General features: G+C 44.4%; 39 protein-coding genes. 7 read left to right on the top strand and 32 right to left on the bottom strand.

The genetic code is table 11. The features are described from left to right. Positions 1–153 precede the first annotated feature (153 nt). The 29 genes from AC3IRX_RS03105 to AC3IRX_RS02965 all read right to left on the bottom strand — a co-directional run bounded on the left by AC3IRX_RS03105 (position 154) and on the right by AC3IRX_RS02965 (position 17,766). Positions 154–681, bottom strand: coding sequence for a hypothetical protein (locus AC3IRX_RS03105; RefSeq protein ID WP_489211017.1), 528 nt, complete (start codon positions 679–681; stop codon positions 154–156). Positions 682–734: 53 nt separating this feature from the next. Then, positions 735–1,964 carry a terminase large subunit domain-containing protein gene (locus tag AC3IRX_RS03100; protein ID WP_489211016.1) on the bottom strand — a complete coding sequence of 410 codons (1,230 nt, stop codon included), beginning with the start codon at positions 1,962–1,964 and terminating at the stop codon, positions 735–737. Beyond that, positions 1,939–2,442, bottom strand: coding sequence for a hypothetical protein (locus AC3IRX_RS03095; protein WP_489211015.1), 504 nt, complete (start codon positions 2,440–2,442; stop codon positions 1,939–1,941). Before AC3IRX_RS03095 ends, AC3IRX_RS03100 begins: the two co-directional genes overlap by 26 nt. A 175-nt stretch (positions 2,443–2,617) precedes the next feature. Then, the gene (locus AC3IRX_RS03090) at positions 2,618–3,400 is read right to left on the bottom strand and encodes a DNA-methyltransferase (protein ID WP_489211014.1); all 783 of its coding nucleotides are present in this window, start codon (positions 3,398–3,400) and stop codon (positions 2,618–2,620) included. Further along, positions 3,345–3,923, bottom strand: coding sequence for a hypothetical protein (locus AC3IRX_RS03085; RefSeq protein WP_489211013.1), 579 nt, complete (start codon positions 3,921–3,923; stop codon positions 3,345–3,347). Before AC3IRX_RS03085 ends, AC3IRX_RS03090 begins: the two co-directional genes overlap by 56 nt. A 29-nt stretch (positions 3,924–3,952) precedes the next feature. After that, the gene (locus AC3IRX_RS03080) at positions 3,953–4,450 is read right to left on the bottom strand and encodes a hypothetical protein (RefSeq protein ID WP_489211012.1); all 498 of its coding nucleotides are present in this window, start codon (positions 4,448–4,450) and stop codon (positions 3,953–3,955) included. 123 nt (positions 4,451–4,573) lie between these two features. Next, positions 4,574–5,314: a hypothetical protein gene (locus tag AC3IRX_RS03075; RefSeq protein ID WP_489211011.1), complete on the bottom strand. Its 741-nt coding sequence runs from the start codon at positions 5,312–5,314 to the stop codon at positions 4,574–4,576. Then, a complete protein-coding gene (locus AC3IRX_RS03070) occupies positions 5,262–6,164 on the bottom strand; it encodes a DUF6291 domain-containing protein (protein WP_489211010.1) in 903 nt (300 codons plus the stop codon). The genes AC3IRX_RS03075 and AC3IRX_RS03070 overlap by 53 nt, the downstream gene beginning before the upstream one ends. Before the next feature lie 22 nt (positions 6,165–6,186). Then, entirely contained in the window at positions 6,187–7,725 is a 1,539-nt protein-coding gene (locus AC3IRX_RS03065) for a DEAD/DEAH box helicase (protein ID WP_489211009.1), read from the bottom strand. 134 nt (positions 7,726–7,859) lie between these two features. Next, positions 7,860–8,099: a hypothetical protein gene (locus tag AC3IRX_RS03060; protein ID WP_489211008.1), complete on the bottom strand. Its 240-nt coding sequence runs from the start codon at positions 8,097–8,099 to the stop codon at positions 7,860–7,862. 123 nt (positions 8,100–8,222) lie between these two features. Continuing rightward, on the bottom strand, positions 8,223–9,491 hold the full coding sequence (locus AC3IRX_RS03055; protein WP_489211007.1) for a PcfJ domain-containing protein: 1,269 nt from the start codon (positions 9,489–9,491) through the stop codon (positions 8,223–8,225). A 12-nt stretch (positions 9,492–9,503) separates the two neighbouring features. Then, positions 9,504–9,854, bottom strand: coding sequence for a Cas9 inhibitor AcrIIA9 family protein (locus AC3IRX_RS03050; protein WP_489211006.1), 351 nt, complete (start codon positions 9,852–9,854; stop codon positions 9,504–9,506). A gap of 7 nt (positions 9,855–9,861) precedes the next feature. Then, a complete protein-coding gene (locus AC3IRX_RS03045) occupies positions 9,862–10,395 on the bottom strand; it encodes a hypothetical protein (protein WP_489211005.1) in 534 nt (177 codons plus the stop codon). A gap of 87 nt (positions 10,396–10,482) precedes the next feature. Next, positions 10,483–10,656 carry a hypothetical protein gene (locus tag AC3IRX_RS03040; protein ID WP_489211004.1) on the bottom strand — a complete coding sequence of 58 codons (174 nt, stop codon included), beginning with the start codon at positions 10,654–10,656 and terminating at the stop codon, positions 10,483–10,485. After that, positions 10,649–11,188, bottom strand: a complete 540-nt coding sequence (locus AC3IRX_RS03035; RefSeq protein ID WP_489211003.1) for a hypothetical protein — start codon at positions 11,186–11,188, stop codon at positions 10,649–10,651. Before AC3IRX_RS03035 ends, AC3IRX_RS03040 begins: the two co-directional genes overlap by 8 nt. Positions 11,189–11,341: 153 nt before the next feature. Next, complete coding sequence (locus tag AC3IRX_RS03030) at positions 11,342–11,578, bottom strand: hypothetical protein (RefSeq protein ID WP_489211002.1); 237 nt, start codon at positions 11,576–11,578, stop codon at positions 11,342–11,344. A 107-nt stretch (positions 11,579–11,685) separates the two neighbouring features. After that, positions 11,686–11,991: a hypothetical protein gene (locus tag AC3IRX_RS03025; RefSeq protein ID WP_489211001.1), complete on the bottom strand. Its 306-nt coding sequence runs from the start codon at positions 11,989–11,991 to the stop codon at positions 11,686–11,688. Positions 11,992–11,996: 5 nt separating this feature from the next. Next, positions 11,997–12,815 carry a hypothetical protein gene (locus AC3IRX_RS03020; RefSeq protein WP_489211000.1) on the bottom strand — a complete coding sequence of 273 codons (819 nt, stop codon included), beginning with the start codon at positions 12,813–12,815 and terminating at the stop codon, positions 11,997–11,999. Next, positions 12,803–13,117, bottom strand: a complete 315-nt coding sequence (locus tag AC3IRX_RS03015; protein ID WP_489210999.1) for a DUF6948 domain-containing protein — start codon at positions 13,115–13,117, stop codon at positions 12,803–12,805. Before AC3IRX_RS03015 ends, AC3IRX_RS03020 begins: the two co-directional genes overlap by 13 nt. A gap of 217 nt (positions 13,118–13,334) precedes the next feature. Further along, positions 13,335–13,772, bottom strand: coding sequence for a DUF3127 domain-containing protein (locus AC3IRX_RS03010; protein ID WP_489210998.1), 438 nt, complete (start codon positions 13,770–13,772; stop codon positions 13,335–13,337). A gap of 6 nt (positions 13,773–13,778) precedes the next feature. Continuing rightward, positions 13,779–14,216, bottom strand: a complete 438-nt coding sequence (locus tag AC3IRX_RS03005; protein ID WP_489210997.1) for a hypothetical protein — start codon at positions 14,214–14,216, stop codon at positions 13,779–13,781. After that, positions 14,216–14,464, bottom strand: coding sequence for a hypothetical protein (locus AC3IRX_RS03000; RefSeq protein ID WP_489210996.1), 249 nt, complete (start codon positions 14,462–14,464; stop codon positions 14,216–14,218). The genes AC3IRX_RS03005 and AC3IRX_RS03000 overlap by 1 nt, the downstream gene beginning before the upstream one ends. 5 nt (positions 14,465–14,469) lie before the next feature. Next, the gene (locus AC3IRX_RS02995; protein ID WP_489210995.1) at positions 14,470–15,378 is read right to left on the bottom strand and encodes a DUF1351 domain-containing protein; all 909 of its coding nucleotides are present in this window, start codon (positions 15,376–15,378) and stop codon (positions 14,470–14,472) included. Between the two features lie 10 nt (positions 15,379–15,388). Further along, a complete protein-coding gene (locus tag AC3IRX_RS02990) occupies positions 15,389–16,375 on the bottom strand; it encodes a PD-(D/E)XK nuclease-like domain-containing protein (RefSeq protein ID WP_489210994.1) in 987 nt (328 codons plus the stop codon). A 3-nt stretch (positions 16,376–16,378) separates the two neighbouring features. Beyond that, complete coding sequence (locus AC3IRX_RS02985; protein ID WP_489210993.1) at positions 16,379–17,026, bottom strand: ERF family protein; 648 nt, start codon at positions 17,024–17,026, stop codon at positions 16,379–16,381. A gap of 3 nt (positions 17,027–17,029) precedes the next feature. Further along, positions 17,030–17,194, bottom strand: a complete 165-nt coding sequence (locus AC3IRX_RS02980; protein ID WP_489210992.1) for a hypothetical protein — start codon at positions 17,192–17,194, stop codon at positions 17,030–17,032. A gap of 2 nt (positions 17,195–17,196) precedes the next feature. After that, a complete protein-coding gene (locus AC3IRX_RS02975; protein ID WP_489210991.1) occupies positions 17,197–17,346 on the bottom strand; it encodes a hypothetical protein in 150 nt (49 codons plus the stop codon). Positions 17,347–17,350: 4 nt separating this feature from the next. Then, positions 17,351–17,545 (bottom strand): hypothetical protein, encoded by a 195-nt coding sequence (locus AC3IRX_RS02970; RefSeq protein WP_489210990.1) that lies wholly within the window; start codon positions 17,543–17,545, stop codon positions 17,351–17,353. After that, positions 17,542–17,766: a hypothetical protein gene (locus AC3IRX_RS02965; protein WP_489210989.1), complete on the bottom strand. Its 225-nt coding sequence runs from the start codon at positions 17,764–17,766 to the stop codon at positions 17,542–17,544. Before AC3IRX_RS02965 ends, AC3IRX_RS02970 begins: the two co-directional genes overlap by 4 nt. A gap of 147 nt (positions 17,767–17,913) precedes the next feature. Between AC3IRX_RS02965 and AC3IRX_RS02960 the strand changes: the two genes are divergently transcribed. The 3 genes from AC3IRX_RS02960 to AC3IRX_RS02950 all read left to right on the top strand — a co-directional run bounded on the left by AC3IRX_RS02960 (position 17,914) and on the right by AC3IRX_RS02950 (position 20,113). Continuing rightward, positions 17,914–18,582: a hypothetical protein gene (locus AC3IRX_RS02960; RefSeq protein WP_489210988.1), complete on the top strand. Its 669-nt coding sequence runs from the start codon at positions 17,914–17,916 to the stop codon at positions 18,580–18,582. A gap of 14 nt (positions 18,583–18,596) precedes the next feature. Continuing rightward, positions 18,597–19,112, top strand: coding sequence for a DUF4468 domain-containing protein (locus tag AC3IRX_RS02955; RefSeq protein WP_489210987.1), 516 nt, complete (start codon positions 18,597–18,599; stop codon positions 19,110–19,112). A 563-nt stretch (positions 19,113–19,675) separates the two neighbouring features. After that, positions 19,676–20,113, top strand: a complete 438-nt coding sequence (locus tag AC3IRX_RS02950; protein ID WP_489210986.1) for a hypothetical protein — start codon at positions 19,676–19,678, stop codon at positions 20,111–20,113. Positions 20,114–20,370: 257 nt separating this feature from the next. Here AC3IRX_RS02950 and AC3IRX_RS02945 read toward each other — a convergent pair whose 3' ends face one another. From AC3IRX_RS02945 to AC3IRX_RS02935, 3 genes are all read right to left on the bottom strand, one after another. Next, on the bottom strand, positions 20,371–21,042 hold the full coding sequence (locus AC3IRX_RS02945) for a sigma-70 family RNA polymerase sigma factor (RefSeq protein WP_489210985.1): 672 nt from the start codon (positions 21,040–21,042) through the stop codon (positions 20,371–20,373). Beyond that, positions 21,039–21,425: a hypothetical protein gene (locus tag AC3IRX_RS02940; RefSeq protein ID WP_489210984.1), complete on the bottom strand. Its 387-nt coding sequence runs from the start codon at positions 21,423–21,425 to the stop codon at positions 21,039–21,041. The genes AC3IRX_RS02945 and AC3IRX_RS02940 overlap by 4 nt, the downstream gene beginning before the upstream one ends. Positions 21,426–21,633: 208 nt before the next feature. Then, positions 21,634–21,987, bottom strand: coding sequence for a winged helix-turn-helix transcriptional regulator (locus AC3IRX_RS02935; protein WP_489210983.1), 354 nt, complete (start codon positions 21,985–21,987; stop codon positions 21,634–21,636). A gap of 248 nt (positions 21,988–22,235) precedes the next feature. On the opposite strand from AC3IRX_RS02935, the gene AC3IRX_RS02930 reads away from it, so the two are divergent. The 4 genes from AC3IRX_RS02930 to AC3IRX_RS02915 all read left to right on the top strand — a co-directional run bounded on the left by AC3IRX_RS02930 (position 22,236) and on the right by AC3IRX_RS02915 (position 26,581). Then, positions 22,236–23,261 (top strand): MsnO8 family LLM class oxidoreductase, encoded by a 1,026-nt coding sequence (locus tag AC3IRX_RS02930; protein WP_489210982.1) that lies wholly within the window; start codon positions 22,236–22,238, stop codon positions 23,259–23,261. A gap of 306 nt (positions 23,262–23,567) precedes the next feature. Further along, entirely contained in the window at positions 23,568–24,026 is a 459-nt protein-coding gene (locus tag AC3IRX_RS02925; RefSeq protein ID WP_489210981.1) for a MarR family winged helix-turn-helix transcriptional regulator, read from the top strand. 60 nt (positions 24,027–24,086) lie between these two features. Continuing rightward, positions 24,087–25,406: a TolC family protein gene (locus AC3IRX_RS02920; protein ID WP_489210980.1), complete on the top strand. Its 1,320-nt coding sequence runs from the start codon at positions 24,087–24,089 to the stop codon at positions 25,404–25,406. 26 nt (positions 25,407–25,432) lie between these two features. After that, positions 25,433–26,581: an HlyD family secretion protein gene (locus tag AC3IRX_RS02915; protein WP_489210979.1), complete on the top strand. Its 1,149-nt coding sequence runs from the start codon at positions 25,433–25,435 to the stop codon at positions 26,579–26,581. The last annotated feature ends 5 nt before the right edge of the window (positions 26,582–26,586 follow it).

Below are 26,586 nucleotides of genomic sequence, written 5' to 3'. Positions count from 1 at the left end.
ACCGTTATCGCACGGCGGGCGCTCTTGGTGTGTTTAACTGGGTATAAAGTACCAAATGGTCAGAAAGTTCAATCTTAATTCCAGAAACGCAACACTCCTATGTTTTAACCAGCCGTTTGAGCTGCGGCGCAAGGCTATGATAACTAAGATTGTTTATTTTTTATTTATAATTTCCGAGTACCGTTTTTCCACGGCGCGGTTTGCCTTTTCCATTTTTAGCTTTCCAAATAAAAGCTCGTAGGGCAACTCCTTAATGGCCGCCCATTTCAATATGTCGCCCCCCGCCAGTTGGTCAATCTGGATATCGCTACCAAATTCATTCAGGGAGGCAATCCCCGCCGCGATCATTTTCGGATCGGGTTCCGATTGTAGGTAAGCCTCCTCCAGCGCCGCGATCTGCTCCAACCCCTTGCGCACCCAAAGCATGAAATAAATTGCCTCGTTGTCCTTTGCGTCGTCCGCGTTGAAGTCCTCGAACTGGTGGCGCATCACAATTTCAATAACGCGGTCAATCTCTCCAGCTTGTAGGAGTTGCGGCAATTCGTCTTTCACAATTCGCCAGGGGAGTGAGTACAAAGGTTTGGAGGTTTTACCCGCAATTGAGTTGCTGGGCTTGCCGTACTGGATCAGTCGGTTTAATTCGGTCTCGGTTATGATCGTCTGCTCTTGTTTTTTAAACATTTCAAAGGTATTAATTAATCCTCATATTATGATGCATGAAATTAAAAAATTTTTTATGAAATTCCATACTTTCCGAATTTCTTCGAATCGGTGTAAACATAGTAACCCGCCGCCTCGTTGATGTGGTCATACCCGCTGGCCTTGTCTGGAGCGCCGTTTTTGTACGTTTGCTTCTCAAGGGCCTCCGCGTAATTCGGGCAAGTTTCGTCGTTCACAAGATAATTTCTTTCTTGCTCCTTATTTAAAAATTGTGTGTTCATTTTGTTGACCCGATCTTTGACTAATGGGTTGGCCATCGGCGCACGAATTACAAACCTGTATGCGCGGATTATTTCATGGTCGGATTTCCCCGACGTGGATCGAGCCTTACCCGCCGCATCCGGGTACACAATAACCTTGAACCCCCCGTACCTTTGCTTTATGACCTCGCACACCTCCGCGGTGTCGTAGGCGTTGACAATTTCATCCACCGCCATTTTTTTGCCGTCCTCTTCTACATGGATCACAGCGTTCATTTTCGTAATGTTAAAGTCCATACCGACGTGCAAAGTGTCGCCCGGCTTAACACGGCGGCGGGTGCGGTTCTTGATGCGGTCATAATTTCGGTATACGGTACCCGTGGTCAGGTTGACAAATTCCCCCTCGAGGTATGCCTCCAGCTGTGCGGGCGTGTACGCATCCTTTAGAGCCGAAATATAGGACTGCGATATAAAGGGGTTGTTTTGCGTTTTGGCGCGGATAAGGCGCTTGTTTGGCGTTGGTTTCTTGACAAAGAAATCATACATGAACTTAAACCCTTCAGGCGTTGATACGAAATCGAGCGCGTTGGGTTTGCCATCTGGGAGCGGCGTCGACAAACGGGCAAGCGTTCCCTTGAGAACCTCCTCCATATGCTTAGCGGGTAAAACGTCCGCCTCGTCAATTACAGAATATCCAACCTCGTAGCCAATGATTAAGGTTGGATCCTCCATGGACCGCAAAATGATCTTGCCGTATGGGGTCCGGTATTCGTGGTCCGTTTTGTTGAGTGTATAGGGAACGCCCATCTTCTCCAGCGTTTCGTTGAATTTGGGATAGGCAATTAGTTTGATCAGCCCGTAGGTGGGGAGGTAGTACGCCACGTCAATACCGGGGTAGGCTAGTTTTTTAAGGCAGGTTTTTATCACGCCCGCTTGGCTTTTCCCCGAACGGAACCCGCCCACGATTGCCGTATGTACGAAATCGGAATTGATAAACTCCGCTTGGTGCGAAAGTAGATTAATCTGTGTCGATTGTTTTGGCATTCTCCGCGTTTATAACTACAAATTCAATTGGGCGTATTTCACGCTGGGTAACGTCGATTTTTTCGGGCGCGTAATCCCCGTCAATTTTGGAAAGGTAGTCCAGCGCCTTGAGTTGCTCCGCCCCCGTAGGTATAATCAGCTCGTTACCGATCTTTCGGGCGTGTCCGCGTGCGATTCTGGAGGCGATCTCCATGCGCTCGGTGCGCGTTACAATGTTGGCGATCTTGGTGTCGATTACAGCCTTTACGAGTTCGGTCTGTTTTTCTTCGAGTATTGGAGCCATCTTTTTATCATGCTCCTTTTTTTGTTGCAGGTAGGTTTTCTCGGCTTCTTTCCAGTATCTGCGATACGTTGAGCGGGGCAATGTCCATTTCTGTCCAATTTTGTCCAAAGTGTCCAAATAAGTTGAACCCCTCTCCATTTCATTTACGATAACTTCCAGAGCCTTAGACCTTGATATGCGTGGACAGCTATCCATTTTTGACCATTTTATATTTAAAGGGTTTAATTTTCATTTCAAAAAAAAAGCACCTACACGTTTTCTATTTTAGTTCTTTTGCATTCACATTTTTTTCAAAAGGTTACATTTTCAATGTTGCAATAATGATCGTCTGCGCTTTTTAACCTTTTCCCTTTCGTGTAGGTGCAAGGATCTAGTTAATATCTTTACGCCAACTGGCGGTTTGGTCTTTTCCGTTTACCCTCACGGTAAGTGTCGGATCCAGCGCAAGCATTCGTTTAACGATCACGTCGCAATACTTGGGGTCGAGTTCCAACCCGTAGCACTTGCGGCCTAATTGGTGGCTCGCTACCATTGTACTGCCAGAACCTAGGAAGTGGTCCGCAACGATCTCCCCGGGTTTGCTGTTGTTTGAAATCTGATAGGCTAGGAGTTCAATCGGCTTCATCGTGGGGTGTGCGCCGTTACGCCTTGGCTTGTCGAAATTCAAAACAGTTGTTTGTTTTCGGTTGTTAAACCAGTTATGTTTTTCGCCCTCTTTCCAGCCGTACAAGCACGGGTCAAAAAATTGGGGTGGTTGCTCTTCGTCGTTTTCGTCAAAGCTCTCTCCCTCTAGGCATGGCTCATGCTTCCAATGGTAGTCTTGTCTACCTAGCACTAATGAGTTCTTAACCCAGACAAGTGTCTGTTTGAAAAGTACTCCGGCATCTTTCAGCGCGCTCATGAAGTTCACTCCTTCGGTTGAAGCGTGCCAAACATACCATACTCCTCCTTTTTTCACGTGGGCGTTTAAACCTGTGAAAGACTTCAATAAAAAGTTGTAAAAATCATCACTCTTCATTGTGTCGTTCATGATAGTCAGTTTTTCATCTGTTCCACCCTCATAGCTCACGTTATACGGCGGATCGGTAAGTACTATATCAGCTATTACCCCCCCCCTCAAATAAGCGCCTGTAACAGTCTTTAATCGTGGCATCTCCGCAAATTAACCTGTGCTGTCCAATCTCGAAAAGATCCCCGTCTTTAGCGCGTGGTTTCTTTGGTGGTGTAACGTCGAATTGTTCATCTTCGTAGGCCTCGTATGTTTCGGCCTCCATGAGTTCTACCCCCAGATCCTGCACGTCAATATCGAACTCGTCCACGGCAATCTCTTGAATCATGGCTTGGTCTAGGTTTACGTTTTTCTTCGAAACTGTGTTGGCGAGTAGGGCGGCGGTGTGGAACTCCTTGGTGTCAGATTGGATATCCGTGCGCTTTAGAACGATTGGGCGTTTGCCGTCGGTCTCAATAACCAGCGCGTCTACGTCCTTAAACTTACTGCTCATAATCGTTTGGCGGGCGTTCCCAGAAATGATTTTATCATCGTTTGAAACCGTGATGGATTCGATCACGCCCACGGTGTCCACGGATTTAGAAAGTAGCTCCATACCCTCCACGGTGTGTCGGTTGAAGTTTTTATCGTCCTGCGCAAGTTTGGATAGTTTAATTCGCTTACTCATAGCTACAAAGGTATTAATTAATCCTCATATTATGATGCATTGAGCTGCAAAATTTTTTTTAGATCGTTTTCAAATTCCAAATAGTTTTTTGCGGTGTATCTCAGAACCCTCCAGCCGTGCAGGCTTGCAAGGTTGTATTTGGCCACGTCGTTGGAGTAACCGGTTAGGGTGGTGTGTCTTGACTTCTTGGAAAAAATACCCTCGTATTCGATCGCAATTTTGCGGGATGGAATGGCCCAGTCAAATCGGAATTTTCGAACGGTATCAAATCGCAGTTCTTGCACGAACTCAACGCCGCTATTTCCTAGGGTTTGCGTGATAAACGTATGCTGTTTTGGCGTTGCTTTTGGCAGTTTTTTCACGGGAGTTTTTGCGCCCGTTTTCGGTAGTGATTTTGCGGGAATCGTGCGGGCCTTTTGCGGGCCTTTTGCGGGTGGCGTTTTTGCCCTTGGTTTTGGGGGAGTCTGGATCCCTTTTATTTTCCCTGCGGCCAGAAGTTTTTTCAGGCGTGATTCTGTAATTTCCATTTCTATTTTTCTAAAATCGTTTTAAGGGGTCAAATTTCGCTTTTCTTTTCCTAGGTCAAGGAAATACCCCACTTTGATATTAAAAGCCGAATTTAGGCTGCTTCTGTTTGAAATTCGAGCAATTTACCCGTTGGGGTGGTTTAGTTTTTGCAAAATGTAATCGTAAACAAGCTGCTCCTTGGTTTTCACTTTCGCCGCGGGGTGGATCTCCAGGGGTTGGCCGTCGCGCTCTCTCTTGCGGAGGGATTGAAGTTCAAATTTAGTGAAAAATAGGGGGCTTAGCAACTCCTTCGCCATTAATTTGCGCATATTTTCGAGGTCCATTTTTTCGATTTGATCCGCCGTGATGTTGCTAAACGCGCCCTTTTTCTCGAGGCCGTCAAAAAAAAGGTGTCCAAGGTCACAGGGTTCTCCCGCCTTAACCGCGGCCCTAAGTTTATCCCAGTTCGCAAGCCTCCTAGCCCGGACCACCTCCACGGATTCCACAGCGGGCGGGTTTAGGTGCGATTTGATCATTGCCCGGGATTTCTCCATGCGCTTGTCCTCCCGCTTGTGGTGGAGGTACGCGTTTTTAACCTCGCCGAGCTTCAGGCGGTCGATCTCCCGAAAGAGCGTAACGCGCTTACCCTCGAAATGCAGTTTGCCATCGGCGGCCAGCTCTAGGGCCAAAAGAAACTCGGCGGCCGTAAGTTCGCAGGTGGTGGCGAAAGAAGCCACGACGAACATGGCGGCGGTAAATTCGCTCTCGCTTTCGAACTTTGGATTTATGAAATTCAAAACTTGGCGCGCAAATTCTTGATGGTCGACGGGGCTAGAGTGCCTCAACGTCGATTGTGCTATCTCGGCCAGCGTTCCGCGATCCATTTTTTGCATCAAATTCGCGGGCAAGAAATTGGCGAGCGGATATTTTCCCAGCGTTGCCGCTTGAAGATTTTCCGGAGTTCTGGGAATTTGGGTTTTGAGTTGGTTGTCCATTTTGAGAATTTTTAAAGTTTGAAGTTTTGTTATCGGTTTCGGATCGTTGCCATGTCCGCACGGCGGCCTGCCAGTCTTTCATTTTGTTTCGCCCCACCATCCAGCCTTTGGATTCGTAGAAATCGCAAAATCGATTTGGATCCACGGAGTAGGATTTGAGGGTGCAATAATTTTTTACCTCCTCGGGGGTTGGCGGTTTGAATATTCCGCCTTCTTTTTTTTGGGGGGCCGGGGGGGATTTTTTTTCTTTTTCGGAAAGTTGTTTACCGAGTGGGGAATTTTCCTTGCTCTTTGCGTTTTCGGAAATGGGTGGGTTGGCGAGGTCCTCCTCGCGTGTTACCCCTATACCTTTTGTTTCTTTTTCTAAAAGAATATCGTTTACGTTTACGTTTACGTTTACGGCTTCGTTTGCTTCGTTTTGCTTCGTTTTTGAAGCACTTGCTTCGTTTGCTTCGTTTTGCTTCGTTTTGCTTCGGGTTTCACCACTTTTTAACCCTCCTTTTCGGCCCGCAATTGAACGTTTTTCCTTGATGCTTTCGTACTTTACCAGGTCTCGTTTTAGGTGTTGTTTTAAGGGTTCAAATATCAGCTCTATGATTCTATCATCGGTTTGCGGGCTTTCATCGTTCACGTATGCGAACATGAATTTTACCAGCTTGCCCGCCTCCTCGTCCGTTAATTTTTTAAATGTCGAATTCCAATCCGTGTACATTAAAAAGGCTTTTTTATTTTCGGCCATAATTCCTGATTTATTTATATTTCTAATTAAAAAGTGTTACCACCTTATCCACAAAGCTCATTTCCATTTTGTCAGTGGCCCCGCTTATTGTATTCGCGATATGGCGCTTCTCCTGTATCATATGATACAGTTCCTCGTCCACCGTGTCCTGACCCAGAAAGTACGTACACATCACGTTATTTTTCTGGCCAAATCGGTGCGCTCGGTCCTCACATTGAACGCAGTCTGCGTACGTCCACGGGTATTCTATAAAGGCCACGCGTGAGCTTGCGGTAAGGGTAAGACCCACCCCCGCGGCTTTGATATTCCCAATAAACACGTGCGTATTGGGGTCGTTTTGAAACTTGTCTATTGCGATCTGTTTTTGCTCCATGCTCGAGCGGCCCGTAACGCTTACCGCCTTTTTGTACTTTGCTTGGAGCGCATCGACGATCTCATGCAGATTGCAGAACAAAATGATCTTTTCGCCCGCTTCGATAAGTTCGTCCACGAAATCAAAAACTTCATTGAGTTTGCCCCTTGCGGAAATACGCTTGAGTTCGCCCATCTTGACCATGATCTCCCCGCGCAACTTCTTACGGATATCCGCATCGTCGCAACCCTGATCTCGCAGGAATTTGATAAAGTCGTTTTTTGCCTTGTTGTAAAGGGGGCGCGTTGTGATATCGCACAGGATCGTTTGGCGCTCCTTGTCGGGTAGGTCCTTTAGTACGTCCTTTTTCTCACGGCGGAAATAGCAATGCTTGTTCATTAGGTAGTTTAACTCTTTGAGGTTTGCCGCGCCATTGCCGCCCTCGCAGTATCTTTTTAAGAATCCAGAAGATCCTCCGAACTCTTTTAGCCTCCCCATTATGGCAAGCTGTGGGAATAAGTCCACCGGCTTGTTTACAACGGGCGTACCCGATAGTAGGATTCTGTTCTTTTTCCCACGGGCTACCTGTAAGGCTAGCATAGACTGCATTGTGGTTCTAGACTTACATTTATGACTTTCGTCAATGATTACGGTATTGAATAGCTCCACGCGTGGGTCCATTTGGATATCCCCGGAGTTTTTAAGTTTTGCCTTGGGCGGGTAATATGTCACAAAGAACTTTTTAAGACTCTCGTAATTGACTATAAAAACGTCGGCCATTCCCATCTGGTGGTATCGGTGCCAATTGTTTTTAACCTTGTCGTCAAGGATCATAACCTGCTTGTCCGTGAATTTTTCCCACTCCCTTTGCCAGTTCATTTTAAGCGAGGCGGGAACAATGCAAAGGCATGGGAATGCGTCGCCGTGGACCTTGTCAATCCCCAGGGTCGTTCCTATACTCTGGATCGTTTTTCCTAAGCCCGGTTCGTCCCCGTTAAGGAAGCGGCGCAACTGGACCCCGCGTGCGATACCTTGCTCTTGATACGGCCGTAATTCGGCCTTGATCTGCACGTCTATCTCCAACTCTGGAAGCGGTGCTATATTGCCGATCTGCTCGGGGGCAACGTTTCCCATTTGGATAAGTTCGGCCTTGTACTTCGTGATAAGTTCGGCCACTTGGTCGCGGTACTGCACCGGAACCTCCCACACTTTTTTATTGTGGTTCCACCTCCTTACTGGGAGTTTCTTAACGTCCTCGAGCTTGCGCTCTTTTCTCCAGTCGAATGGGATCGTAATCTGGAAGTGATTGTTATATTCTACTACTTGCATCCTACCAATGTTTTTTAAGTATTGTTAGATTTTCTGGCAAGTTGGTCGAGCGAAATGGCCACGGCATCCTTGTCCGGAACCAAGTCGTTATATTGCTGAATAAATTCTTTAATTGCTTCATGCTTGATTTGTTTTTCTCGTTGCTTGATGATCTCCAGCGCGCCCATTGTCGACTTGGTTAAGCCGTTCCAGTCTTTGGTATTCGCTTCGAATATTTCGCGCTTTAGTAGCGTAAGAAATTGCATCTGTGTCATGGTTTTGGCGTATGTATTTAGTCTGGGATCTCCTCCCGTATTCGGCAAGCCCGAAAAACACGTTTTTGTACTTGCGGGACTGCTCGTTGCGGTTCTTGGCGTACTGATCTTTTAGCTCCTCCATTATTTCTCAATTACTAGTTTTGAAATTTCGGGGCGCAAGCGGTTAAATACTTTCATGATCTCGTCATGGAATTTGCTCGGCCTGTTTTTGAAACCGTACGCCTGTTTGACTTTTAAATCCTTCAAATCGAATTCAATGGTTTCGGTTCGCTTGTCGTGGACTTTTACGGAAAGAACTAGGGAATTTTTCTTCTTGTAATACCCACCGGCGAAAACGCAATGCTTCAGGGTTTCGCCCTCTATTACGAACTCCTTAACCGATCTTAGTGGCTCTATTGTAATTGGCCCTTTTTTTATTTTCAGATCAAAGAATTTTTCTTTGTCAATCCTAAAAGACTGCTCGTGTTTTTCCGCCTCTTGGCGCTTCCTAAAAAGTTCCTTTCCAACCTTGTGAGCCTCCATTTTCTCAACCCAAAAATCGTGGGCTTTATGTACGTTTGGGGGGCAAACAAAATGGGGGTTTCTAAGATCCTTATTGAAGTACTCCAGGGCCTTGAGATAATCCTTGTAAACGCTTACCTCTTTAACCCTGTATTTGTTCCGGATTAGAATTTTTAGCGTTGGCCAAAACTTAAAAATCGCGGCGCTATTCCAATTAAAAACGATCTCCTTATATCCGGACTTGATTAGCGTTTCGGCCATTGGACTACCCATCACATTAGAGCGGAAAAAAGAAAGATCAATATCAATTTTATGACTCATTCCTTGTTTTAGGTATTCGGGCCTAAATTTGGAGCTAGGACACCACAGGTGCGGATTCATTCGGTAAGTTTTGTAGTAGCCCTCTTCACGGATTGCTAGGTCCCCGCCAAAGGCCATATTGTACCCGCAGATCATACGCGCAAATATTACCTCCTTAAGGCTTATATCCGCCCAATTTTGGACAACTTCACAAACGTACGGTCTGGCCGTTTTCCCCTCGCTATAATGGCGGCGGAATTCAAAGTTCCGGACTAACTGGAAATCGTACTTATCCGTTTTGACCAGCGAGGCGATCGCAAAACAGAACGGCCCATCTGAAAAGTTTTTCTTGCGGGTGTACTCAACTTGGAGTTTCTCGCCACAATGGTCGCAAACGACCCTTTTCCGCACGATTTTCGCCACGTCGATACTTTGCCCACATTCCAGACAAAAGCCTTTATTTTTAGTTGCAAACGCCCTTTTTTTGAAAAACTTTTTAATCGCAAAGTCAATTTGCTTTTGCGTGAGTTCTGGCAGTTCGCGTTGTTGGTTGTATACCTCTATTTGAATTTTAGTTTTTGGTCTCATGAATGGAATGTTTTAAAAATCGAATAAACTGCCCATTATCGGCGCCGCCTTTTTAGGTTTTGCGGGAGCTTTTGGTTTGGCCGCCTCACCTGCCTTATCGCTGGTAACCACTACGCGCGCGCCTTCCTTTTTGACGGTCGTAATCTTAGTATCTAGGTAGTAGGCTTTGGCCAAGGCGAATACCTCATCATTAGTCATGGCGTACGACTTCATTACCTTAGCTTGTTGCACAATGTAATTGCAGCAATCCGCAATTGTTTTTTTTGGGTTTTCGGTCGCCAAAACAAGCGAGCCGTCTTTTTCCTTTTCTGCGTGGATATACTCGGCAATGACCGATTGGAATCCCTTACTTGTATTACTCATTTTAATTTTAGTTAATTTCTTTTCTGTAGGCCGCAAATTGCTTTTCAAATTCTTTCTTCTCCATATGCTTGAACGCGTCGGCCACTCCACCGTACCCAAGCTTGGCGGCAAACTTGTTTTTGTGGTAGTACGTGTCCTGCACGCCCACCTTTTGCCCGGGCTTGCGCTTGGCCTGCACCATCATCGTGCTCGGGGCCTTTGGCTTCTCTTTCGGCGCGGGTGCTACCGGAATTATTTCTGGAACCGCCGGAACCTCCGCCGGAAGTGCCTCGGGATGTGGGTCGGTCTCTGGGTAGGGTTCCGCCTGATCTTCTGGAGTTGTGGAAACTCCTATTATTGATTCATGTAATCGCTCATCCACATCGGAGGCAAAGCAATGGACACCGCAGTAATGCCTTTGGTTAGCAAAAACAATCCTACCTATATGATCGCCCTCATAGTTTCTTGAGATAAAAACGGGGCTTGATCCGGCCGCGTCCACTTCGATATAATCCCTAATCTCCGCTCCGCAGTAATCGCAGGTAACTCGTACTTCTTTCATGTTTTATAAAATGTTAAAATGTTAATTTGATCGGGCGGCGGGGTTCGAACCCGCACACTCTTAGCGCCGCCAACGCGCCCGAAATTCCTATTGCTTGTATCTTAGCCACCGCGCCACCTCGTCAAAGGCTATTTCCGTGTCCTTGTAGCGTTTTACTGAGTATCCGATAAGCCATTCCAAATGATCGTCCGAATGGTCGGATTTGATACCATAGGAGCGGTAAAGCCGCCCCCGTATATCCTCCGCGCATATCTTACTCATCGTCCTCCATTATTTCGTCATCATCGAACCCATCAAACAAACTGCCCATTGGCGGCTCCGCTTGCTTGCCGTTCATGTACATCTCCACCTCGTTAATCACGCGGTCCATATCGATCTTTAGTTGGCGCCCGTATGGGTACGCGTTCTCCCCGTCATCAAAGTAGTTTTGCGGTGGCGTGCTAAAGCTTACTTTCTTACCGTTGGAAAGAATTTTTGCGCCCGAAAGCGTTACGCCCTCGCCGTCTCCATTGCCTTGCAATTGGAACCCCGAAATAAGGTAACCCTCGAGGGTTTGGTTTAGATCCATTACCTCCCTTGCCGTTTCTAGTTCGATCTCCTCCGTGAGGGCGGCGAAATGAGGTACCAAGGCCTCGAACGCGTTTTTAAGGTCCGGGTGGATCGGTGCATCGGATTCGGTGCTAATACTGTTAAGAGCTTCGAGCGTGCGCTCTGTATATCCGTACTGCAGAAACATTCCGGATTTTACTTTTGCCTTTTTAATCTTGATTTCTTTAGGGGCTGTTTCTTCCATTGTTATTTTGGTATTATTGTTATTGTTGTTTGGTTTTTTAACTCGATTTTTCTAACCTCGTAGTGGGTGGTGGATTTCGCTTCAATTTTTCCTAGTGGGAAATAGGCCACATGGATAAAGGGCAAAAGCCGTATGGCGATCCGTACCATCTGCCTACTCGGTATCTTCGATTTTATCAAATAGCATGTGCGCGATTTTTACGGCGCGGGTAATGCATTGGTTGTCGCTTTGCCCCTTGTTCTCTGTTAGGATCCCTTGGAGTAGCTGAATCGCGGCGTACTCAATCTTGGTAAGGCCGTTGTGTGTAACGTGATGTTCCACCATGCGCCCGTTGTGTATTTCGAACTCCACGGCTACGTGTCCGTTGTGGGGCTGGTCTCTGTTGTTCATAGCTCAATCTTTATAGTTGTTGAAATCGTTGTGTTCGTTGTTGATACTTACCAGAAGTATCGCGGTGGCGAAAACTATGGCCACCATAAAAAATATTACTACCATGGCTAATTTTCTTTTGCTTTTTCAATTGCCTCCTTACGCTCCGCAATATCCAAGGCGGCCCTTACCATGGTCTTGTATGCGGGTGGGGCCGTTTGAATGAACCGTAAAAACAAGGCCGATATCTCAAGGCCCGTTCCGCTGACCGCAAAAACGGCTTCATTGGCCTCCTTGTCGTTTACCATTATGATAATGGGGCAATCTTCTGGCAAGGCGTTTACTTCGTTCTTTAGGGCTTCTAAACCCTTGGGAACTGGCTGATCAATTATAAGCGCGCGTTCCTTTTGTACATTTTCTTTACTGTTTTCCATTTGTTTTATTTTTCTAAAATTGTTAAAATCTCTCTAATTATAGAACCGTTGTATTCGTTTGCAGTGAGCTGTAAAAACTCCTTAGTGGTCATTTCTCCATCCAAATCAATCCCTCGGTTTTTTGCGAAATAATCACGCCCGCTACTGCAACTTCCAGTAAGGAAGTGGTGCCAGTTATAGAAGTCTCGATTTGGATATGTTTTATTTAGTTGAAAGGAGGAAATAAACTCCGCCTTCTTTGCTTCAAAAGAAAGACTTGCATAGAACTTCTTAGAAACCTCTGCCAATGCGCTATTCTTGGTTAGGCCATGGGCAAATAAGTTTCCTTGCTTGGCCACATACATCGTCTTTGTTGACATGTCATCGTTAATGACGTTTACCTTTGCTATGTTTCCAATGATAGCTGAAAAAGTACATGGTATGTCGTCTATATAGTAGACTTCTTTCCCTTGGAATGACTTAAATGCGTGTATATGTTTATTTAAAAATCCTTTCCTGTAATCTCTAAAAATGGAAACGTTTTTAGAGCCATAGCCATAGCCATAGCCAGAGCCATAGCCATAGCCAGAGCCAGAGCCATAGCCATCGCCAGAGCCATCGCCAGAGCCATCGCCATAGCCATAGCCATAGCCAGAGCCAGAGCCATAGACATCGCCAGAGCCATCGCCATCGCCAGAGCCATAGCCATAGCCATAGCCAGAGCCATAGCCATAGCCAGAGCCATAGCCAGAGCCAGAGCCATCGCCAGAGCCATAGCCAGAGCCAGAGCCATAGCCATAGCCAGAGCCATTAGTACTTAGGAATTTTTTTATTAAATCTTCCATGCCCCTATTGATTCAATGTTAGTAACCGCTTCCTCCGAACATGGAAGTACTTCTATAACGTTAGGAAGATAGACACCATCCTCGTCCGTAATTGTTAGAGTGAACTTGCAATCTATAGGATTGGTAGAGCCTTCTATTGCTAATTGACTAAGAGAGGCCGCACCTGACCAGCTCCACAATCTTCGTGCGTTGGTTAAGATGACTACGTCTCCTGTTAGTTCTTTCACATTTCCGAACCATACTCCAGCGGAGTAAGTTCTAATGATGTACTTTTTGTCTTTGTTGATTTTAAATTTTGCCATTTTTTAATTTTCTAAATATTAATTGGCCATGCTGGCCGTCTCTATTAATTATCTTTCCTTGTCTGTATAGACTGTTAAGAGCCTCGCGGACCTCGCCCCAGGGAATCCCTGATTTTTGTACGACTTCATTCGGGGAAACCCCACAATGGCCGCCGCTCGAACGCCTGCGAAACTCCACAATCTTCATGATCTCCACCTCCGTGCGAATGTTCATATCCTAGAAGGGCATATCGAAATCGTCCGCGTCCAGAATGTCGGCCACTCCGGGCGCAACGTTTTGCGCAACTGGTGCCGGAGCGGGGGTTGGTGGGGGTGGCGGTGTCGGTGCTTTTGGTTTGGCCGCCGTGGTTCCTGCAGGGGCGCCGAGCTTTTCAATTTTCCACGCGTCAATGTTCTGAATGTGCGCGCGGGTTCCGTCCGCCTTGTCGTAGATCCTCCCTTTGATATTGAAAAAGACCTTGATCAAATCCCCTTTTTCCACGTTTGCGAGTTCGTCGACCTTAAGCCCCAGTAGTTGGAACTTTACAATGTTCTCGCGCTTCTCTCCCGTGTACTGATCAAATCGACCCATGTCGACGTAAAACTCTTGTATAAGGAAGTCGGGGCTTACCTCGCGCACCTCTGATTTCTTTAAAAATTTCGCTGTTAAATCCATATTATTTTAGTATTCTAATGTTAATTGTTCGTTTGGTTCTGGCAGGTCGACCCCGAAAAAATCGAGTGCAAACTGCCTAACTCGCGGCCTAAAATGGTTCTCCCATTCGGCTGTACTTAATTCCGTGGTGCTTTTAGGAAAACGGAAAAACTCCCCCGTGGCCTCGTTTACTTTCTCCTCGTAATTGCAGGCCGTTTTTAGTATCTCGTGGACCTCCGAGGGGGTTTTAAACTCGCCCCATTCGTCCAAAAAAAGACCTTGGAAAATCGGAACCCATTGCCCCCAGTAGAACGCATTTTGATTGTTGGAGCGCCTCTTGTACCGCTTGGCAATTGAAAACGTAATGTCCGCGCCCTCAAAGTGCTGTACTGCTTTTTTAATTAGGGAGGCGTTGAGTTTGAATTTTCCGTTTTCAATTCGGGTTTCGATTTTAAAGGACTTCATTAGGCGTTGAATGCTTTGTTAAGTACTTTTTTCACGTTGTCGAATCCTGATTTTTGCACCTCCTTTAGATAGGTGGCCAAAAACGATAGGGAGTCGTTAAAATTGGAGGTCATGGAATAATTTGCACCTCCGGCTTTATCGGCCGGCGAGCGTACTATAAGTACTATATGGCAGTTTGGGAATTGCCTACGCAAATGGTCCATGCAGTCGCCTAATCTGATTTCTAGTTCTTTTTTTTCGTTTTCCATAATGTTTATTGGTTTTGGTATTTTTCGAAATAAATATTGTTCGCGTACATCCAGTTACCGAGTTCGATAATCTGATCCTTTGTACCGCGCACTAGCATAACGCGCGTTAATACGCCCTCCTTTGGTTGCTCTGCAGGAACTGCCACCGCTGGAGCCGGAGCCGAAAAGGACGGCGCCGTAAATAGTGGGGTTACCGCCCTAGATACCGGCGCTACTTTCGGTGCGGGTGCAACCTCTTCAGGTGCGGGGGTGGGTTCCACGGGCGCCGCTTTGGCCGCCTCCGCGGCTTTGATCTTTTGGCGGTTCTCTGCCAGCGTGTTCGCGTGCTTAAGGGCCGCCGACAAATTCAGTTTGTCCAGATACAAGCTTTGCACCTGCAAATAGTCCTCTGGGAAAGTATTTTTTAGGACCATGAGGTCCTGCTCAATACCCGCCGTTTTGGCTTTGATCTCCTCCTGTACTTTCTTCATGGAAAGAGATTTGTTGAGCCACCTATCGTCAAAGATTTTTTCGAGCGTTACAAGGGTAAAGCCCTGTTTATCCCAAAACGCTCCGATTGTTTTGCGCTTGGCTTCTTTCTCCAGTATCTCGCTTTCTTTGACCACGTCGTCAATCTTTCTTGTGGTGTCTGCGATTAACGAAATCGTGTCCGTTATAACGTCTTTGAACTCCGCAAAGGGTTTTAGAAATTCTTTCTCCAGTTCAATACGCTTTGCGTTTAGAACCTTTGCCGAATTGTTCAATAAGGCTTTGTCCGTTTTCGCTTGCGCAATGTTTGTAAAGTCGTAATTCTCCTTGCTGTACTTTGGTAGCATGGCTTTGACCAGCTCGCGGATGTGATCCGCGTTGGTTACCAGCGATCCGAGACTTTTCTCTGTAATCACTAGTTCTAAGTTGTCTTTCTCTAGTATCATAATTTAATTGTTATAGTAGTGATGGGCGCGGTTGAGGCTTCTCGTTTGCGATATCGTCAAGGTCAAAATCAAATAGACTCATGTCGAATCCCGGCGCCCATTTCGGTTTATAGATTGTGCGGTTTTTTCTGAAGAAATTGTAAGAACGATCAAAGGCGTTTTCTCGGATCATTTTCTCCAGGCAGGCGATACGGAAATCTACCTTGCGCTTGCACCATTCCACGTATCCGGAATCAAACTCAAGTACAACGTGGTTTCCGATCTCATCGTAAACAATATGCGTAATGCGGGGAGCGGTAACATTATAAAGAAGCTCGTAGGCAATGGCGTAAATTCCTACTTGGATATCGTACCCGAATTTTTCGATTGTATTGCGCCCGTACTTTTCCGGTTCGCAGTCGCTCGAAAATTTCAAATCGGTAAATCCTTTCCCATTGGCGGCGTCAAGGAATCCAATGAAATCCCAACCTTTATACTGGAAGTCAATGCGATATTGGAGCTTATCCATTTCCGCCAGCTCGTCCATTACCTCGGCCGAACTCTTAAGGTTTGAAACAATGTTTTTTGCTTTGGCTAAGTCATCAAGGGAAATGCAGGCTTTGCCAAGTGCCGAGGCCCGCACAAAGTCTTTTAGTTGGTCCGTTTTAAGGCGGCCAAATCCATCCAAAACAACCTCGTGCCAGACTGCCTCAAAAATTTCATCCCTTACGATTTCCGTGCCTAGTTTAGCGATTACCGCTTTGCAAAATTCCTCTTGCTTGTCCGTGGTGGGAATAGCATCGGTAATTGTAAAACGATCGTCAAATTCGTCCTCCGTAAGAAGTAGGCAGTCCACAATAGAACCCAGTTGCATTCCCGCGTTTTGCGCTTTCGGTTTTAAAATAGCGTTCATGTAATTGATTGGGCTGTCAAGGTTTTTCAATTTGCTATACGACTGGCGTAAGCTTTTTGTTTGGAGCTTTGCAATAAGTGTATCGCGCGCTGATAATTCTGTCATGGGTTATTTTTTATTATTTGGAAATAAAGTTTTGAATAGTTTAAGAAGCTCGTCCGTTTGCGACTTGGTAAGGGCGTACCTTCCTTTAAATTCGCTGAACTCGTCCACCGTCTGAAAGTGGTTTATCGCTTTCTTAACAAAGGCGTCCGTTACCTCTTGTTTTTTCGGCGTTTCCGCTCTGCGTGGGGCGTTCGCTCCTTGGGCGGCCGCGGTGGCTTTTTCGGCCTCTTGTGGCTTGCGCTCGGAGTTGTCCACGTCGTCCTCGTCCGTTGGAATATGAAAGAACTTGAGAAGAAAATAACGCTCGCCGTAAGTGAGTGCGGATCCCAATCCCTTTTCCCATTCGTTTTGCCCATTGGCCCCGAATTGGTTAACGTCCATTTCTCCAGTCTCAATATCGACCCAAGTAAATACCATCATCACTTTGGAAAGGATCTCGGATTTTTTGCCCTGTTTGGTATTGTAGTCGATTCGCTCGTTTTCTATGCTCGTTACTTCCTGCTTCAGGATCAAACCGAGTTCGTCCATTGCATCGCGAACGTGCTTAAGTATCTTGTTTCCGGATGTGTACCCGTATCCGTATCCTTTGCCGTCTTTGGCAAGCCCTCTAATCTTGCATTGTAGGGCGTGTAACTTGTTATAGATTGCCATGGCTTAAGGTTTAAGGAGGTGGAACAATCTGTCAAACGTGCTAATTGGCGTATTGATCAGACGTATAAGTTTGTAATTGTACGCGCCGTCAATTGCGCGGCTTCTCCAGTAGGTGGATTCCCCATACTTGGCGCGGTATTGCTTGCGCCCAATTTGTTCTGCTCTCATGGCTAAGCGGGTAAAACGTTGGATAATACCTTGCGGCCAAAGGCGTAAAGGGTAACGTACTCTGCGGGTTTGCCGTTATCGTTGAACGGTACAACCTCCACGCGCATGAATGTTTTAAGCGCTTTTCTAAGGGTCTTTCTGATTAGTTTCATAATATTAATTGTTAGGTTTTACTTTAATGGTTTTCCAAAATTGCTTTCTGATCTCCGCCTTGAGGTCCGGATCGATTTCTTTCTTTTCCGGGGCGGCTCCCACACCGCCCGGTGGAAAATTGTTTGCTTCGAGTTCATGAACCAAACGTTGTATATTGTTTAGGGCCTCTTTTAATTCGGCGATCTTCTGCGTTCTCATGTCGTCGCCTTAATGGATTCGAATATTTGCCCTTTTGTGTACCCCTCCTTGATAAAGAAGTTTACGGCCAGTACATCGCGGAACCGTACGGACTTGCCGCGGCGGTGGCTTTGCACTAAGTACTTTACTTGCCTTTCGCTTACGCTTAACTCGATCGCGAGCTTCATGCGGAACTCCATGTCCGTTTCAATTCGGTCTAAAATTTCTTTTGATATGTTCATTTTATTGATTTTGTTTATCTTTGCGCCAACGTTCGCGCTAATTGTAGTACAAATATAAACTTTGTTTAGTTATGAGCAAAGGAAATTATAAACAAAGTTTATAAAAAGTTTGTAAGTTTTTGAATTTCAGCGCTAAAAAATTAAAAAATGATTAGTAAAAAGGATATACAGGGTTTTGTCGCACATCTCAAAAGTGTGGGCAAAGTGAAAAATCAGCAAGATTTTGGCGCCCAGATAGGGATTGCGAACAAATCGTACCTTTCGCAGGTACTCGCAAAGAAAGAAATCGATCCCGAATTGGTGGCAAAAATAAACGAAGTTTACCCCGAATTTGAAGTTTGGTTAAACCCTCAAGCCGGAACCGCGCTCGCGCCCGTGGAAACCCCCGCGTGGGTGCCGTACTTTGATGTCGATTTTGCAGGCGGGTGGAACTCCTCCGAACTTATGGCGGACCAAAAGCCCTCTTTCTTTATTACCTCCCCAGAATTTGAGCGCGCGGAATTTGCTTGCAACCTTTTCGGCCATTCGATAAGCAACCGTATTGCGCACCGATCCGTAATTGGATTGCGCGAGGTATTCGATTGGCAGACTTATTTCCCGACTAATGAGATTTACGCCGTGGTCCTAAAAAATAACTTGCGGACCGTTAAGATCGTCAAGCGGTCCAAGGTTAACGACTCGCTTCTGGAGTTGATCCCAGACCCCAAGCCAGAACACAATAACACAGGCTACGATAAGGAGGACGTACCCATGGATTTCGTTACGCGATTCTTTCAGGTGGTGGCGTGGGGAACTTTTGAACGTATAGCAAACTAAAAATATAAACTACAATGAAAAATATTCTTTTCCTACTGGCATTATTGGCCACCATTTCAATGAACGCACAAACGGATTTCGCGCTTACCAAAGACGGCGGGTTAACGGAGGCCGTGGTAACCGAGACCCCTGGAATGTCCGCAAATGATTTATATAATAAGTCGCTCGATTGGATCGCCGCCAAATACAAGGATCCAAGGGAGGTTATCCTTTCGGCGGTGGAAAATGACTTTATCAGACTGGAGGGAATCCAATCCGATCTGTTTTGCCTTAAGCAGGGGTGCGAGTCCGGAAGATACCAAGTGAAATTAAGTTTTAAGGACGGGAAATATAGATTTGAAATCATTAGCCTTGAGCAAAAAATCGCTCACGCTTGGGTTCCCGTGGACTTCAAAAAAAATTCGGATTTCTATTTTGACCAGAATGGGCTAAAAAAGAAGTTCCAAGCCTATGGAAGTATACCGGTATTTTTTACCGCGCTTAATAATGATCTAATTAATTCCTTTACCAACAAAAATGACAATTGGTAGTAAAATGTTTGAAAGCGATAAAAATATGCTGGAGGCAATCGACCGACTGATCCAGACGGGCAAGGTTAAGCACTACCAAGACGTTATTAAAATTCTAGGGTGGAAAGACCGCAATCGGTTGAACCGGATCCGGACCCAAAGGAACCCGGACCAAGGGCATCACTTTTCCGCGGACGATATCCGAATCCTTTGCCGTCGGTTTAGACTGAACGCCAATAAGATACTGGGGGTACGCTAATGTAACTTACCCCGTAACTTTAAGTACAACAAAAACACAATTATATATAAATAACCCCGTTTTTTACGTGGAAATTAGGGTCGCGCGCTCTTCTAAGCAGACGGTCCTAGGTTCGAATCCTAGCGCGCTCACAATAATAAAATGCAACATACTAAAATACAGTATGTTGCATTTTTCATTTAAGAGCTACTGTGCTCTATTCGGAGACGGTCGAATTTGATAAACTAAGTCAAAGTTTTTGTTTTTTGAAAATTTAGTAATTTAGACATTCAAATTTTACATTAATAAATAGTCGATATTGACATTAAACTCAAAATTCGTTCCTATGAAAAATTCTGTAAAATCCCTTTTTGTGTTGCTGCTGATGGTGAGCGCTTCTGTTTTTGCAAACAATCCGAACCCTTCGATCGTTTCGCAAAGCGAATACGACTCTGCTACAAAATTTGAAAAACGAGTAATTAATCAAATTGATGCCGCGATTGCAGCCTTAGATGTTCTAAACAAAAATAGTTTCAACCAAGATTTCGAGGCTATTGTTTCCATAAGTGAAAATAGTGAAGACAAATTTGCGAACGGAATCCTATTGTCTAAGAAGGAATCTTCTCAACTTAATGCCGACATGGTGCGCAAAGGCAGTTGTGAAGTATCAAGCAGTAGTGCCTACAAATGCATTAAAGAAATCACGAAAGGTGAAGCTTCAGGAGACAACTTAGAAGTGGAAGTAAAAAGAAATGAGAACGGGGGCATTACCATTAGTTGGTAGTCCTGCAAGTATACCAAAACCAAAAGTATAGATAGTGCAATACAGTGCACTATTCCTCTAGATTATGAGTGTTTCGTCCTTTAAGGAGCGAAAAGTGCAGTTAAGCGCACTTTTATAGATTAACTAATAGAGGAATCTGGTTCTACATTTTTAAGGATTCTATCGATTCAGTAGGAAACCCTATCTAGAAATATAAACGGAAAACGTAACCCTCTTCAATTGAAGAGGGTTGCGTTTGACAATTATAATTGGAACCCCTATAAAGGGTTTATCGAAGTTGATTCGATTCCTATTTCCTCCATGACTCGCCTTACGATTGCGTCACAATAAATAAGGTTAAATTCATAAAGGTCTAGTGGGGAGTAAGCCTTCTCAAATTGCTTTCGAAGCATGGATTTAGCTCGGCTTAGCCGAGTCTTTACATTGCTTGGACTTATATGAAGGATTTCGGAGGTTTCCTCCACATTGAATCCGTTGATTTCGCGAAGAGAAAAGACCATGCGATAGTCCTCTGGGATTTTCTCAAGGGAAGATTCAATCAAGTATCCCAGCTCCCGGTTGTTGATTTGTTTGTTAGTGTCTAGATCCATCGTTTCAAACATAGGTTGCATTTTGTCGGTGATTTGGACCCCTGAGTCTTCATATCGGTAGCTTGCCTTTTCTTTTTTATGGTAACAGTTGTTAAGCATAATACGAATCAGCCAGGTTTTAAAATTAGATCGCTGCTCAAAATGAGCGAGGTTTCGATACGCATCGACAAAGGTATCCTGCATTAAATCCTCCGTGTCTTCATGTCCGAAGTTATAGCTTCGTCCTACCTTATAGAGATAGGGGTTAAAGCGACGAACAATCAGTTCGTACAGTTTGTTTTCGCCCTGAAGAACCCGGGAGATAATTTCAGTGTCAGTCAATGGGTCGAGTAGTCTCATTCGTTAGAAACTATTTTAGAGAGTTGAGCCATGCAAAAAGCACTTATGGCCATCACTAAATCTCGAACCGCAACATCTAGGTAAGAAAAACTTAAGAGTAGGGTAAGGGCAATGAGCGCAAGCCAGGCTGCAACAATACTTCCACCAAGGTACGGCTTTTTTAAGACGATCAGACCGGCAACGATTTCAATTACGCCGACAATCATCATGAATGTAGAATCGGAAAAAGGAAGTAAGTCTGCAAGCGTGGGGTTTAAGTACTGGGACCAGTCGGTTAGAAAGTTTGTGAATTTGTCTAGTCCTGCGACAATCGGAACGACCACGAAAATGTATTTTAATACATTTTGAATTTGTTTCAATTGAAGAGTTTGAGTAGTTTCCATTTTGTTGAATTTTTTGGTTTATACTCTATTAGAGTGTAGCAAAATGGAAAGGGTTACAATTATTATTTTTATGGGTGAACAAAAGGTCTTCGGATTTCTATTTCCTCACGTGCATGAATGCCTAGATCTTTAAAGAGTATTGGATATGAAAAGAAGGACTCTCCTGTTAGGGCAGAATACGCAATGCTTCCAAGTATTCGTTTGGAGTCTAATCCAGAATCTTCTTCCGATGGTTTTCTCCCCATACTTTAAGTGAATAAATGATAGGTGTTAAGGTCTGAGCATAAGCTTCCGGTTTGTAAGTAATTTTCACTGGATAATCTGGAGTAACCGTTCTTGAAATCAATTTGTTTTGCTCTAATTCCTTTAGTTCTTTAGCAAGAACTTTTGGGGTGATGCCCGCAATGCTCTGTTGGATATCTGTGAATCTCTCGTTTCCAACTTGAATCGAAATAATTATGGGTAATTTCCATTTCCCACTGAGAATGTCAAGTGCATCCCGCACAGGTCTAACCGTGTCTATGCATGAGGCGTATTTTTTAGCGGACTTAGCGTTTTTCATTTTTGATTATTTCACTATCCTTTAGGAAAGTTCTATACAAAGTAAAGTAAATTAAACTATCTTTGCAAGTAGAAAGTATGGAAAGATAAGGAGCTACTGTCCGCAGCACTACTTGACGGCGTAGGTAGGAATTAGGTCGGAGCTCAGTGGTCTAATGCCAGCACAGTACGATTTTCAAACGCTAAGCGGGAATCAATAATTGCCTATCCCATAATTTTGAGCTTTTTAATAGAAAAAATAAAAGTAAGATGTCTGTAAAATTATCTTTAATTGAATTAGGAGCTGCCTCTCCAGGTCAAAGTGGAACTGAGGCCGTTAAAAATATTATCCATACTGCACAAAAAGTGGAGGAGTGGGGCTTTAACCGTTTTTGGTTGGCCGAGCATCACAATACAGCTAATTTTATAAGTCGTGCGCCCGAAGTGACGATTCCCCTTGTGGCAGCGAATACTTCGAAGATTCGTGTGGGTTCAGGATCTGTGCTATTAAACCATTACAGTCCGTTTAAGGTAGCAGAAGTCTTTACTTTGTTATCGGATATGTTTCCTGGGCGAATTGATATGGGCATTGGAAGAGCCACGACGGGGCCCGTTTCTGATTTTGCTTTGCAACGAAATCGGAAAATACAACAGCGTAGTGACGACTCTTTAGAACAATTGACGGAACTTGTGAACTGGCTGACGGAAGGATTTGAAGAAAGAGATGTTTTAAGTGAAATCAAGGCTCATTTTGGAGAGAAGAATCTTCCGGAATTTTGGCTATTAGGATCTAGTCAATGGAGCGCCTATACGGCCGCCAATTTAGGTCTTAATTACGCATTTGCTGGATTTATCAATCCGGGTCAGGCGCATTCAATCACCAGTGCTTACCGCGAAAATTTCACACCGAATGAGCATGGACTTGGAAAGGGCAAGCCAGAATTAATCTTGTCTTTAAGTATTTACTGTGGTAGCACCCGAGAAGAAGCGGGGAAACTAGCCTCTCCAATGATCGTGATGATGCACAGAATGAGACAGGGGAATATGAACAGTCCCATACTAAGTGAAGACGAGGCTGTTGAGTTAATCGGTCAGATCCCTACGCAAAGCAGACTAAGCGATCCAAGGCTTCCTCCTCAATATTTAATTGGAACGCCTGAAAGCATTCAAAAAGATGTACTTGAAATTGCAGAGGCTTTCCAAACCACGGAAATCATGATTCAGTGCATTAGTAACAATCTAGAAAACAGACTAAAATGTTTAGAGCTTCTCTCTGAGAGCTTTTCGTTAAAGTAAGAAAATAAGTATTTTTTAATCCCTTTGTATAAAGGAGTAAAGTGGGATTTCATTAGGAATTCCGCTTTCACTGTTTTAGGCTTTAATTCAATTTGAAAAGAACAGAGTTTTGATTTCGTGGAGTTTCCCTTATGGGAGTAAAAGCTACTTGTCCGAGAGGGTGACTCTAATTTTTCTTTGGTGGTGGTTTTCTATTGCACTGGTTATTAACTGAAAAACAGCATTGAGGATTTCTCAGAAAAAGAGAATAAAATTATTTTTCTGATTAATAGTTTGATGTCGAACGATTTTTCATATCTTTGCAAAATGAATTTTGGTTATAGAGAAGATTTAAAAGTAATCGTTTCCCTAATGGACACGGTTCGTGAAATTCGCAAGGTGGTTCGGTCTCATTTTGCGCAAAAGATGAAAGCGCAAAACATCGACATCACGATAGAGATGCTTGAGGTTTTAAGTATTCTTTGGCGCAAAGACGGCATTAACCAGCAAGAAATTGTAGAAAGAACGAACCGCAACAAAGCGAGTATTACTTCCTTAATTGACAATATGACCACTCGTGGACTCGTTCGTAGAGATTCAGACCCTTTAGACCGTCGAAGTAATTTGATTTACTTGACCAAGGAAGGGGTTCAATATCAAGAAAGGTTAAAACCCTTATTAGAGGAGATCTACGAATCTTTTCAATCCGATATAGATTACGATAAACTTGTAGAGACCAACCGAGTTCTCGAGAAAATTTACCAAAAAATACTAGAAAAAGAATAAACTTTTTCTTTTTTAAAAGGTTCGAACTCAAACAGTATGATAACAAACGAAATTAAGTAAATGAACAGTAAACTCAAAGGGATAGCCGTTGGAATTGGCTTTTTAACAAGTATCGGTTTCCAAGCACAAGTCTCAAGCGAGCTAGTGGTGAGCATCGAGGAGTTGTTTGAATTAACAAAGGAAAATCACCCTAATTTAGCCGTTCCCAAAGCGGACATTCAAATAGCGAAGCAAGCGATCGAAGTTGCCAAAATGGCAAAATTGCCTAGTGCAAATGCAAGTCTGCAGGCCTACTACTTGGCGGATGCCCATTTAATTGACAAAGATTTTTCAAATAGTAATCGAATCGAGATGCCTCATTTCGGGAATACCTTCTCTGTGGATGCCAGTCAATTGATATGGAAAGACGGTGTAATTCGCAACAGCATCAAAAGCAAAGAATTGCAAGCGCAGCTAAGTGAACTTTCGTACGAATCGAACGAGCAAAACATAAAGCTTCTGGTTCTCGGGTATTATCTAGATTTATACAAGCTAATCAATCAAAAATCCGTCTATGAGCAAAACATTCTTCTTGCTCAGCAGCGTTTAGACAATATAAATACCTTCTACAAAGAAGGAATGGTCACAAGAAACGATGCGATCCGAGGAGAACTTCAACTTTCCAATTTGAAACTTGCCTTAGAAGTGGTGGAAAACAATCGTCAAATCTTAAACAAGCAACTCACCACGGCTCTTGGTCTTTCAGACTCTGTCGACATTTTACCAGACGAATCGATGCTGCAGAGACTTCCGCAGGCACTGGACTTAAATTCCTATAGGGCATCCATTTCAAATCATCCAGTGGTCTTAATGAACGAGAAGATGAGAGAAATATACGATACGTCGGAAGAAATAGCCAAAGCGGAAAGGATGCCTTCTTTGTCCGCCTTCATTGGGAACAAACTTTCACGGCCCGTGACCACAAGTTCACCGGCTCTTGATATGTATACCAACGGATGGAGCGCAGGGCTCTCACTCGATTTTTCGATTGATGCTTTATACAAAACGCCAAAGAAAATTCGGCAGATTAAGTTTGAAATAGAAAAAGTAGAAGCGCAGAGCGTAGAGGCTGCTAAAATGATAGATGTAGCTGTAAATGCGGCCTTTATCAAATACAAAGAATCCTTAAGTCAAAATACGACCCTGAAAACCAACCAAGAATTAGCGGAAGAAAATTACAGAATCATGAATAGCAAGTATAACAACCAATTGGCTATACTTCTCGATTTAATTGATGCCAGTAATGCAAAGTTAGAGGCAGAATTGCAATTTTCGAATTCTGAGATCAGCATGATCTACGCCTATTATAAACTACAGAAAGAGAGTGGAACTCTAAATTAATATTGACCCTATAGAAAGTACTAAATATGTCTCAAGAAACTGAAAATACAAACCCAGAAACTCCTTCGCAAATGGATTCAAAGCCAAAAGCGCCCATCAAGAAAAAAAACAAAAAGAAAAGCAATGTCGTAAATATCCTAGTCTTTATTTTGGTCTTAGGTGCACTTGTTTTTGTCGCGAAATCTTATTTTAGAACCGGTAACGACAGTTTTACGAATGCGGCTCAAGTGGAATCTTATATCAACCCGATCAATACGAGGGTTTCAGCCTACATTAAGGAGATCCGCTTTGAGGAACATCAATTTGTAAAAAAAGGCGATACTCTTCTGATCTTAGACGATCGAGAAATTCAAACCCAAGTAGGGCAGGCGAATGCAGCGTATATGGCCGCCTTAGCCTCTCGAAATTCCACCACGACTTCTGTGAGAACCGCCATTAACAACGTGGGCACCGTCGGGGCCAATGTGCAGGCGGCAAAGGCCTCGATTGAAGCTGCAAAAGCAAGACTATGGAATGCTGAGCAGAATTTCAATCGATATAAAAACCTACTGAAGGACGAGGCTGTAACCCAGCAGCAATACGATCAAATGAAAACGGATTATACGGCTCAAAAAGCGCAATTGGAGTCTCAAATTTCTCAGTACCAATCTGTGATCAACACCAAGACCACAAGTGAGCTGTCTGTAAACGAGGTCCAGTCTAGACTTGGAATGAATGATGCAGAAATTAAGCGGACCGAAAATGCACTTGAAATGGCTAAATTAAACCTTTCCTATACCGTAATTACTGCGCCACACGATGGGATTATGGGAAGAAGAACAGTGAATGTAGGTCAACTTTTGTCCCCAAGCCAACAGGTGGGCACAATCGTGGACAGCAATCACATCTGGGTTACCGCAAATTACAGAGAAAAACAAATGCAAAACGTCGTGGTGGGTGGTCTTGCAAGTGTGAAAATAGATGCTCTGGGAGGGAAGGAATTTGAAGGAGTCGTAAAAGCGATATCAGGAGCGACAGGTGCGAAGTATTCCGCAGTACCCCTAGACAACTCCACTGGGAACTTTGTAAAAGTCCAGCAAAGAATTCCGATTCGAATCGAATTTACAAAGAACAATAAAAAGGAGGATTTAAGTAAGCTACGCGCAGGTATGAACGTGGAAGTCACCCTTAAGTAATGAAT

Source organism: Epilithonimonas sp. KH_059 (assembly GCF_057838485.1).
The sequence above is the reverse complement of the archived record's forward strand: the minus strand, read 5'-3'. Positions and strand labels throughout refer to the sequence as shown.